The sequence below is a fragment of the Nodosilinea sp. LEGE 07298 genome (assembly GCF_015207265.1).
GTDB lineage: Bacteria > Cyanobacteriota > Cyanobacteriia > Phormidesmidales > Phormidesmidaceae > Nodosilinea.
The window spans coordinates 1-10,465 of the sequence record NZ_JADEXE010000237.1; the positions used below are offsets into that span (position 1 = coordinate 1).

8 protein-coding genes and 1 tRNA gene are annotated in these 10,465 nt (G+C 58.2%); 4 read left to right on the forward strand and 5 right to left on the reverse strand.

What is annotated here, in order from left to right; genetic code table 11:
• The coding region (locus IQ273_RS24545) for a toll/interleukin-1 receptor domain-containing protein (protein WP_194025774.1) at window positions 1-988 on the reverse strand (988 nt) is incomplete at its 3' end.
• A gap of 247 nt (window positions 989-1,235) precedes the next feature.
• Between IQ273_RS24545 and IQ273_RS24550 the strand changes: the two genes are divergently transcribed.
• Window positions 1,236-2,384: an alanine--glyoxylate aminotransferase family protein gene (locus IQ273_RS24550; protein WP_194025775.1), complete on the forward strand. Its 1,149-nt coding sequence runs from the start codon at window positions 1,236-1,238 to the stop codon at window positions 2,382-2,384.
• An 82-nt stretch (window positions 2,385-2,466) separates the two neighbouring features.
• On the opposite strand, the gene IQ273_RS24555 is transcribed toward IQ273_RS24550, so the two are convergent.
• A complete protein-coding gene (locus IQ273_RS24555) occupies window positions 2,467-3,138 on the reverse strand; it encodes a MarC family protein (protein WP_194025776.1) in 672 nt (223 codons plus the stop codon).
• Window positions 3,139-3,561: 423 nt separating this feature from the next.
• Between IQ273_RS24555 and IQ273_RS24560 the strand changes: the two genes are divergently transcribed.
• Window positions 3,562-5,361, forward strand: a complete 1,800-nt coding sequence (locus IQ273_RS24560) for an adenylate/guanylate cyclase domain-containing protein (RefSeq protein WP_228053782.1) — start codon at window positions 3,562-3,564, stop codon at window positions 5,359-5,361.
• 263 nt (window positions 5,362-5,624) lie between these two features.
• On the opposite strand, the gene IQ273_RS24565 is transcribed toward IQ273_RS24560, so the two are convergent.
• The 3 genes from IQ273_RS24565 to psbZ form a co-directional block, all read right to left on the reverse strand.
• Window positions 5,625-5,696: transfer RNA gene (locus tag IQ273_RS24565), tRNA-Gly, on the reverse strand.
• Window positions 5,697-5,797: 101 nt separating this feature from the next.
• Window positions 5,798-6,373: a 6,7-dimethyl-8-ribityllumazine synthase gene (gene ribH, locus IQ273_RS24570; protein WP_194025777.1), complete on the reverse strand. Its 576-nt coding sequence runs from the start codon at window positions 6,371-6,373 to the stop codon at window positions 5,798-5,800.
• Window positions 6,374-6,384: 11 nt separating this feature from the next.
• Window positions 6,385-6,573: a photosystem II reaction center protein PsbZ gene (gene psbZ, locus IQ273_RS24575; RefSeq protein ID WP_194025778.1), complete on the reverse strand. Its 189-nt coding sequence runs from the start codon at window positions 6,571-6,573 to the stop codon at window positions 6,385-6,387.
• 145 nt (window positions 6,574-6,718) lie between these two features.
• Between psbZ and IQ273_RS24580 the strand changes: the two genes are divergently transcribed.
• Window positions 6,719-9,532: a CBS domain-containing protein gene (locus IQ273_RS24580; RefSeq protein ID WP_194025779.1), complete on the forward strand. Its 2,814-nt coding sequence runs from the start codon at window positions 6,719-6,721 to the stop codon at window positions 9,530-9,532.
• Between the two features lie 87 nt (window positions 9,533-9,619).
• Window positions 9,620-10,465 (forward strand): hypothetical protein (locus IQ273_RS24585; RefSeq protein ID WP_194025780.1); only part of this gene is annotated, 846 nt, incomplete at its 3' end.

A 10,465-nucleotide genomic window follows, 5' to 3' on the forward strand; every position in this document is an offset into this window, starting at 1 on the left:
GGCGACGGCGCACCCGTACCCCCTTCGCCCCCTGAGACAGGTAGCCCTTGCTATGGTGCAAAATCTCCCAGGGCAGCGACAGCAGGTCGTTGGCGGCTTCTCGAAATTGGGCGGCTTCCTCCTCTGGGGTGCCTTCCATCGGCTCAGCATCTACCTGTACCGAAAAGCGGCGGCTGCCCGTGGTCCGTTGCCAGGCTTCCAGGGGTTCGCGGGCCGATTCTCCGGCCACAGCCGCCTGGTACAGCACCTGGCCCCACTTGGGTAACGAGGCTTCTAGCTGGTTGGCTCGCTGCTTAAACACCCCTGTCGGCCACTGGTAGTACCGCTCGATATACCAGCGAATGTCGTCTAGTTCCAGCGGCCCCAGGGGCGCGGTGAAGCGGTAGCGGCGGCTGGTGATCTGGCGGCTCTGGTCGCAGCCATGGTCGGCGGGGATGTATGTGAGTTCGGCGGTGGCGGTGGCGCGGCGAATGCCCTCGTGCTCAGTGATGTGTGGGTCGGTGAGCTTGAGCAGCAGCTCTTCAACGGGTTCGACGGTGATAGTTGGTCCGGGCTTGCGATCGACAGGTAGCTCTAGCCCCAGCGCCGCCGAGATTTGCGGCATCGCCTCGGTGAGGCCGTTAGGGCGATCGCTTACTTCAATATGCAACGGGTCGCCAGGGAAAAAGGGCTTGAGCAACCCCAGCGGCGTTCCGGGCAACACGACAGAAATAATCTTGTAACCGTCGGTACGCTGTTGGGCTGTGGCGTGGGCAATACCTAATTCTCGCTGCACCCATTGAGAACTCAGAGCATCGATGCTGACAACTACCAAGAAATAGCGGGCTGTACGAATGCTGGCTTCAATCGTGGTCTCCAGGTCATCGCCGCCAGTCATCTCCCGTGAATCGATCCAGGGGATCTGACTATGCAGCTCTAGCATTTCCCGTAGCTGTGCAACTGTGGAGTCGTCTTGAGTGGAGTGGGAAATAAAGATGTGGTCACTCATGCCCTGGGTTTACCCGCTGAAGTGCCGACCGAGCCCTGGCTAAATTCAGTCTTAGGCTCGTTGATATACCACAAAGATAACTGCCTCTTTCCGGAAGACTTCGCCTCTCAAGCCTCTAGTTGCTCTAAATTCAAAACCCAAAACCCCCCAACACTTCTTACGACACCGCGAAGAAATGCAAAACCTCCCATCCTTACTTGGTAAGCTGGAGGTTTGTTCTTCGATCGCAGAGTTGGGGCAGTAAGGCATGGATAACAAGTTGATGCTGATGATTCCGGGGCCGACCCCTGTACCAGAGCAGGTGCTAATGGCCATGGCCAAGCACCCCATGGGCCACCGAAGCGGCGAATTTAGCGCCATTATGGGCGAGGTTACCGAGAACCTCAAGTGGCTGCACCAGACCCAAAACGACGTGCTGGTGCTGGCCGCTAGCGGCACCGGGGCCATGGAAGCAGGCATGATCAACTTTCTCAGCGCGGGCGATAAGGTGCTGGTGGGCAACAACGGCAAGTTTGGCGAACGCTGGGGCGAGGTGGCCCGCGCCTACGGCCTCGATACCCACGAAATTACCGCCGAGTGGGGCAAGCCGCTGAATCCCGATGACTTCAAGGCGGCGCTAGAGGCCGACACCGCCAAAGACATCAAAGCGGTGATTATCACCCACAGCGAAACTTCCACTGGGGTACTCAACGACCTGGAAACCATCAATCGCCACGTCAAAGCCCACGGGGCGTTGATCATAGTGGATGCGGTGACCAGTCTGGGAGCCTGCTCGGTGCCCGTCGATGCATGGGGTTTGGATGTGGTGGCGTCTGGTTCCCAAAAGGGCTATATGATTCCGCCCGGTTTGGCCTTTGTCAGCGTTAGCGCCAAGGCATGGGAAGCCTACGAAACGGCGACCCTGCCTAAGTACTACCTCGACCTCAAGCCCTATAGCAAAGGGGCGGCTAAGAATACGACCCCCTTCACCCCTCCGGTGAATATGTTCTTTGCCCTGCAAGCGGCGCTGCAAATGATGCAGAAAGAAGGGCTAGAGGCGATTTTTGCCCGCCACGATCGCCAGAAGCGAGCCACCCGCGCCGCTATGGCTGCCCTCAACCTGCCTCTGTTTGGGGCCGACGATTGTGCCAGCCCGGCGATTACCGCCGTTATGCCCCAGGGGGTAGAGGCCGAGCAAATTCGCTCGACTATGAAAAAGCAGTTTGACATTGTTCTGGCTGGGGGCCAAGACCACCTCAAGGGCAAGATCTTTCGGATTGGCCACCTGGGCTTTGTGTGCGATCGCGACATTCTCACCGCCGTCGCGGCCCTAGAATCGACCCTCACCCACCTGGGCTACGACCAGTTCACCCCTGGCGCTGGGGTGAATGCCGCTGGGCAGGTACTGCTGGCTTAAAGAGCTGAATAGTGTAGCTCTCGCTTTAGACCTCCGAGTTTTTCTCAAAACTCGGAGGTCTTGTCGTCTGAGGTCTTGTCGTCTACAACTCCGGCAGTTCGGTGTCGAGGCCAAAGGCCTGGGCGGGCGGCAGCTGCAGCACACTGAGTAACCCATCGAGCATGTACTGCACCGCCAGCGCCGCTAGCAGCACCCCCAGCACGCGGGTGACAACGTTAATGCCAATCTGGCCCAGGAGCTTGCCCAAGGGCTGCGATAGCAGCAGAAAAATGTAGCACAGGATCAAAACTACCCCAGCCGCCGCCAGCACCACGCTCAGCCCCAGGTAATAGTTGGTTGACTCCCGCGACAGCACCAAAATACTGGCTAAACTACCCGGCCCGGCAATCAGCGGAATCGCCAGGGGAAAGACGCTTACGTCTTGCCGAGCTTCGGCCTCTTCGGCCTCGGCCTCGGTCTCTCGCTCCTGCTGCACAAAAATCATATCCAGGGCAATTTTAAACAGCAGCACCCCCGCCGCAATCTGGAACGCCTGTAGGCTAATGCCCAGGTTGTGCAGCACGTAGGCCCCCGTCAACCCAAAGACCAGCAGGATAATGGCAGACACCACCACGGCTCGGGTGGCGATTTGGGTCTGCTCGGCCTCGCTGCGATCGCTCACCAGGGCCAGGTACAAAGGCGTTAGCCCCACCGGGTCGATCACCACGAATAGGGTAAAAAAGGCCTTAGCAAACAGCGGCAGAACAATGGGCATAGGGTGGCCTGAGAGATTCTCTAAAATTTAGCGCCGTTTTGAGACGGTGGCGCGATTAGTGCTATAGCCATAGTCACGTTGGTTAGGACATCCAGAAACCCTATGAACGTTCAAACGTTTGAATGTTCATAGGAGACCTGTCTTAACCAGACTGGCCACAGCTATAATCGCGTGCTTTTGCTGGGGTAGGATGCGATCGCGCCCCACCTAACCAACCACCTAATACCTCCACAGTTCCGCAGAATTTACCTCAATCGCCGGAAATTAAGTTCAGTAACGCCGCAGCTCAGCCAGCCTTACAAAGACTGCCAAAAACCCCGATATATTTCAAAGCATTGGTAAGGGACATCGTTCCGTTGGTCTGCGCTGGGTACCCTACAGGTACTTTTGAGGGGTGCCACCCCCCACCCCACGGCCCAAACCATGAACCTGCGTCACAAAACGTTGCTCTTGACTACCCTGCCCCTGCTGGGGCTAATGGCCATTCTATTTGGCAGTTTTTCGGTCATTTTGCAGCGCAGCTATGGTCGTCTAGAACAGCAAGACGCCCAGCGCAATTTACAGCGGGTCGACGAAGTGCTGGCGGGCGACCTCGCCCAGCTGCAAAGTCTTACCGAAGACTGGGCCGCCTGGAACGATACCTATGCCTTTGTTCAAAACCGTGACCCTGACTATGTCGAGTCGAACCTGAGCAAATACGCCCTTGAGAGCCTACAGCTCAACCTGGTCGCCGTCGTGAATCGTGAGGGGGCCATTGTCTACGGCACTAGCTACGACCTAGAAAACCGAGCTTTTTCATCTATTCCGGGCGATCTGGCTCCGCAGCTTACGCCCGATCGCCCGCTGATGCAGTTTCCGCACCTGGCCGCTCACCATCAGGGGTTGATGACGGTAGATGGCAAGCTCATGCTGGTGGTAGTAGAGCCAATTTTACGCAGCGATGCCACTGGCCCCGCCCGAGGTGCTCTATTAATGGGGCGCTATGTCAGCCCCAGTGTGGTCGAGTCGTTGGCTCTGCGCACCCGCCTGGATTTGCGCTTGTATCCTGTCATTGAGGATGCCCTGACAGAAAGCGAGCTACCGGAGGCGCTGCAGCCCATTTTAGCGACGCTAAAAGATTCGGTTGACCTGAGCAACTTTCCTACGCTGTTGCGCATTCAGTCAGCCGATACCCTGGCAGGTTACGCTCTCTGGCCCGATGTGTACGGCCAACCCCAGGCTCTGCTGGAAGTTAAGCTGCCCCGCGACATTTATTATCAGGGGCAGGTTAGCCGCCACTACCTGGGCTGGTCGCTGTTGGGGTCGTGCCTGGTGTTTACCAGCGGCATGCTGCTGCTGATCGATCGCGTCATTTTGCGGCGGCTGCTAGGGCTAAGCCAGCAGGTGCAGCACGTTGGCCGCTCGAACGACCTCAGCCAGCGGGTATCGGTGCCGGGCACCGATGAGCTGAACCATCTGGGCCAGCAAATCAACGACATGCTGGGAGAGCTGCAAATCAGCCGTGAAAAGCTGACCGCCGAACAGCAAAAGGCCGAGCAGCTGCTGTTGAATATCCTGCCCGCCGCGATCGCAGGCGAGCTGATGCAGACCAAGGCCTCTGTTCCCCAGCACTTCGATGAAGTGACCATTTTGTTCGCCGATATTGTGGGCTTTACCAGCCTCTCCAATCGACTGTCGCCGATTCGGCTGGTTGATTTGCTAAATCAAATTTTTTCTGCTTTCGATGGTCTAGCCGAGCAGCTGGGGCTAGAAAAAATCAAGACCATCGGCGATGCCTATATGGTGGCAGCGGGGCTGCCCACGCCCAAAGATGATCATGCGGAGGCGATCGCCGAAATGGCCCTGGCCATGCAGCAGGTCACCACATCGTTTCAGGCCGAACTGGGAGAACCGATCGAAATTCGCATTGGCATCAACACGGGCGTTGTGGTCGCTGGGGTGATTGGCACCAAAAAATTTATCTACGACCTATGGGGTGATGCCGTTAACGTGGCTAGCCGCATGGAGTCATCAAGTGAGCCGGGCCAGATCCAGGTCACCGCCGCCACCTACGAACGCCTTAAAGACCTCTACCAATTCGAAAAGCGAGGCTGCATTTCAGTCAAAGGCCGAGGCGAGATGGAAACCTACTGGCTGCGGGGGCACCGCCCTGAGTCACTATTTTGCCCATTAGGGGCCATGGCTACAGCCCCGACTGCGATCGGGCTGAGTGACGCAACCTAACCTGCATTGTTCATGAGTGCGTCCGGGTATGGCCCAATTGGCCTTGGCCGCGTCACCGCACCACCCTCGGCAGATAGTGCCCACCAGACTTAAGTCATTTACGTTCCACCCTAATGCAGCGTCAACGCTAAGAATTAGGGTGCATTCGCGCAGCAATGCACCAAGAAGAAGGCTGCCTATATCTCTACAGTTAGAGATCTGGGGCCTTGAGCCTGCTCAAGCCAAGATTGGCAAAGCAATTTAAGAGCGCTACGAATTTAATAAGCGGGTAACGCGATTCGAACGCGCGACATTCACCTTGGCAAGGTGACGCTCTACCACTGAGCTATACCCGCATAAAAACCAGAGTCGGAAGTGCTCGTTCGCTGGTTTTGACTTTATCTAGAATCTCAAAAAACGGTAACTATGTCAACATTTTTTTGAGATTTTTTCGGGCTTAGACCGAGTCAGCCTCGGAGGCAATGACTGGCTGAGCTGATACCGCAACCCCAGGCCCTAGGCGAGCTGCACCATTACCGGCACCACTGCCCATCACTGAGTGCATCTGCCCCATTAAGCTGGCCATTTCTAAGGCACTCATGGCGTAGTCCCAACCGTGGTTGGCTTTAATGCCAGCGCGCTCTAGAGCCTGCTGCAGGGTGTCGGTCGTGAGTACCCCAAAGATGACGGGCACTCCAGTTTGAAACCCGGCGGCGGCTACGCCCTTAGCTACTTCTGCCGCCACATAGTCAAAGTGGGGCGTAGAACCGCGAATGACGGCCCCCAGGCAAATAATGGCGTTGTAGCGCCCGCTGAGGGCCAGCTGCCGTGCTACTAAAGGAATCTCAAAACTGCCAGGTACCCAGGCATAATCGACCTGAGTACCCTCAGGGTTCACGTCGATGCCGTGGCGCTTGAGGCAGTCTTGGCAGCCCTCCAGTAGTTTGCCCGTAACTAAATCGTTGAATCTGCCCAGCACGATAGCAAACCGGGGAGACCCTGTCGTGACTAACGTGCCTTCAAATACCGCCATAAAATTAGTATCTACACCACAAAGTAGTTGAGGCCGCCAACTACAACCACCAGCGCGCCCCAAATAATTGAGCCAAACAAAATCAATCTTTTAGACTGATCCCAGTCTTGGGGAGAGGCGTAGGCCACAGGCACGTACACCACCAGCACAAAAGACATCAGCACCAGGGCAAACAGCGCGAGTTGAAACAGAATTACCATTGGTTTATCTTTGCTCTCTCAAACACAGCAGCGGAGACGGCGGTAAGCAACCCGGCAAATAGCCCAAAACCAGGTTAACAGCCACACTACCCTAACCAGTACGCTATCAGAAAGAGGCCCCTCCGAAAAGTATGGCGTTAAAAGTATGGATCTAGTGCTCTGCCACACTACCGCCGACTTCGACACCCTGGGGGCTGCCGTGGGACTGGCGCGCCTGCAACCAGGGCGTCGAATTGTGCTGACTGGCGGCAGTCATCCGACGGTGCAGCGGTTCTTAGCCCTTCACCGCGACGAGTACCCACTGATTGAGCGGCGGGCCGTAGACCCCAGCCAAATTCACCATCTCACCCTGGTTGATGCCCAACAGCCCGAGCGGTTTGGCCCAGCGGCTGAGTGGATCGCCCATGCTGGGCAAAATCAGGTGCCTATTGTTGTCTATGACCATCACCCTAACGTAGATGAGGCAGGTGCTGGGACAGATCAGGAGCATATAATTGAAGCCGTAGGAGCAGCGACTACGCTGGTCGTAGAAGCGCTGCAGCAGAACGACGTTGAGCCCACCGTGGCCGAGGCTACGGTCATGGCCCTAGGCATTCATGTCGATACCGGGTCGCTGCTATACGAGACCGCTACCGCCCGCGATGCGGCTGCTCTGGCCTGGCTAATGAGCCAAGGGGCCAGTCTGTCGGTCATGGCCGATTTTGTAGAGCCAGGGCTTGGTCCGGCACTGCAAGATTTGCTGACGGAGTCCCTGGCGGCGCTACAGGTGGAGGCCGTGGAGGGCCATCGCCTGGCCTGGGTACTGCTCAAAATCGATCGCTACCTGCCGGGGCTCTCGGGGCTAGCCGAGCGGCTGATGTCGCTAGCCGATGCCGATGCCTTCCTGTTTGGGGCCTACTATCCGGGATCTAATCAGTCCAGCGCTAGCCTGGAAAAAGAGTCTTCTACGCCGTCAGGTCAGGATTCAGAATCAGATTGGGCCATTATTGAGGAATCCATTCCTCAAAAGCTGACCCTAATTGCTCGAGCCCGTGGTCGCTTGGGCGATCGCTTAGATTGGGGCACCCTACTAACTCCCCTAGGCGGCGGTGGGCACCCGACAGCAGCCTCAGCGGCCACCACTACGACAGATCCAGAGGCGGTGGTGCAGCGGTTGCTAGAGCAGGCGCGATCGCAGCTGCCCCCCCAGCCCACCGCCCGCGATTTAATGTCGTCGCCGGTACGCACGATTCGCCCCGACACCACCATTCGCGAGGCGCAGCGCATTTTGCTGCGCTACGGCCACTCGGGTCTGTCGGTGGTAAATGAGGGCGATCGCCTGGTGGGCGTTATTTCCCGTCGGGATCTTGACTTGGCCCTCCACCACGGCTTTAGCCATGCCCCAGTGAAGGGCTACATGGCCACCAATCTCAAAACGATTACTCCTGATACTCCCCTGGCCGACATCGAACACCTGATGGTGACCTATGACATTGGTCGACTACCGGTGCTGCGTGAGAAGGCACTGGTCGGCATCGTGACGCGCACCGATCTGCTGCGCCACCTGCACCAGGAGTCAGCGTTCGCCACCGCCGAACAGGCATTACCAAAGCGGCCCACGGCGGCTACCCTGCAGCACAGCTTAGAAACCAACCTGTCGCCCGCGCTGCAGGATATTTTGCGGCAAATTGCCGCCGCCGCCCAGGAGCGAGGCTGGCACCTCTACCTGGTGGGCGGTGCCGTGCGCGATCTGCTGATCTGTAGCGATCGCGCCTCGACCGCTTTACCCGATCTCGATCTGGTGGTCGATGGCGGCTTCAACGCAGTCCAGGTGGGGGCGGGTGTTGAGCTAGCGGCTGTGATTGAGCAGCATTTCCCTGAGGTCGATGTGCAGGTGCACGGGCGATTTCAAACGGCCTCTCTGGTGTGGCGCAAAGATCTCGACCACAGCCTAGCCGGGCTAATGATTGACATCGCCACGGCTCGCACCGAGTTTTACCCCTACCCGGCGGCTAACCCCGAGGTCGAAGCCAGCTCCATTCAGCAAGACCTGTACCGCCGCGACTTCACCATCAATGCCCTGGCGCTGCGACTTACTCCACCTGGGGCGGGGCAGCTGCTCGACTACTTTGGCGGTCTGATGGATTTGCAGCAGGGCATCATCCGCGTTTTGCACGCCAACAGCTTTATTGAAGACCCCACCCGGATCTATCGAGCCGTGCGGTTTGCGGTGCGCCTGGGGTTTAGCCTCGATAGCCAAACCGAGGGCTACATTCACCATGCCCTGGCCAGCGGAGCCTACACCCAAATGCAGCGTCAGGTTAGGCGCGCTCCTGCCCTCCAGGCGCGGCTCAAAAACGAGCTGAAGTACATTCTCGAAGCCCCCTACTGGCAAGCGGCCCTGGCCCTACTCGACCAGCTTCAGGCCCTGCGCTGTCTGCACGACGACCTGGCGATGACCCCAGCCCTGTGGCAGCAGCTGCGTCGGCTCAGCCGCTGGCTAGAGCGCTTCGACTGGGCGGAGGTAGGGCCACCCTGGCTGCTACGGCTGGAGGGACTGCTGGCGGCGGTACCTGCAGAGGCGCGATCGCCTTTAGCTGCTGATTTACACCTGAGCGATCGCAGCCTGGAGCGCCTCACTGACCTCGACAATCGAGAACAGCAGTGGCAAGCCCTGATTGTCACTGACCCTGCTCCCAGCGATCTCTATGCCGCGTTTAGTCAAGCCGATACCGCCACCCTACTGCTGGCCAGTGCCCGCTACCCCCGTCGCCTGGGTCCAGCCATCTGGCGCTATCTGATGCAGTGGGCCGTCACCCCGGCCTTGATCGACGGCAATCGGCTTAAGGCTCTGGGCTACCGGCCAGGGCCTCAGTTTCGACCCATGCTAGATGACCTGTTTGCAGCCCAGCTTAACGGTGAGATTGCCACTTCAGCAGAGGCCGAAGCCTTGCTAGCTGAGCGTTATCCCAGGCCTTAACCAGGGCGCAAGATAGTGGCACATACCAGCTCTGAACGGGTTAAGAACGGGTTACAGTGGCAAAGATCTTGACTGCGTCTGCTTTTTATGACCCTAGCCGTGGGCACCGCCCTGCAAAATGGTACCTACGTAATCGATGCGTGGGTCGCTGATGACGCCATTGGCCCCCTGTACCTGGCTATGGACGTGTCTCGGGGGCAGTGGGTACAGCTGCGCGTGTTGGGCAGCCGCAATCCAGAAACCCTGTCCGACCCCTCTGACCGACAGGTCTTTTATCGCTATCTCGATCAGGTAAACGGGCTAAAGCACGCGGCTCTACCGCAGCGTCTAAGCGGGTTTGAAGAGGAAGGCGTCTGCTACCAAACCTTGGCTAACCCAGCCGGTATGCCGCTCGATCGCCTTATCACTGGCCAGGCTCCCCTGCCGCCTCGGGTCAGTTTAGCTGTGCTGCGGCAGCTGATCGAGGTCCTTGAGATTCTGCGCCCTTTGGGTTGGGCAGGGCTGCGGCTCACCCCCGATCAGGTGTGGTACGCCCCAGCAGCGCAAACCATTACCTTTACAGGGTTTGACCTGGTTCAAGCCGCCCCGGCTGACGCTAGCTCAGCGGCGAATGATCCCGTCTCGCTTGCAGAATCAGCCCCAGAATCAGCATTGGTGCGGGAACTCAGTCATCTGCTGTACTTTTTGCTGACTGGGCAACGGGCCGAGGCTACCAAGGCTCCCCTTGCCGTGGAGCTACGTCGTTGCCATCCAGCCTTACCGACCAACCTAGATGCAGCCCTAGAGGCCGGTAGCCCTGCGGCTGGGCAATCAGCCAGCATTTCTCTAAGTGAGTGGGGCGCTTTGCTGCCCACCGATGCCCAATTGCCTGCCGATCCTCCATCATCCTCTGCCCCAGTCCCCCCTACCCCATTACCTTCTGGCCAGGTGCCC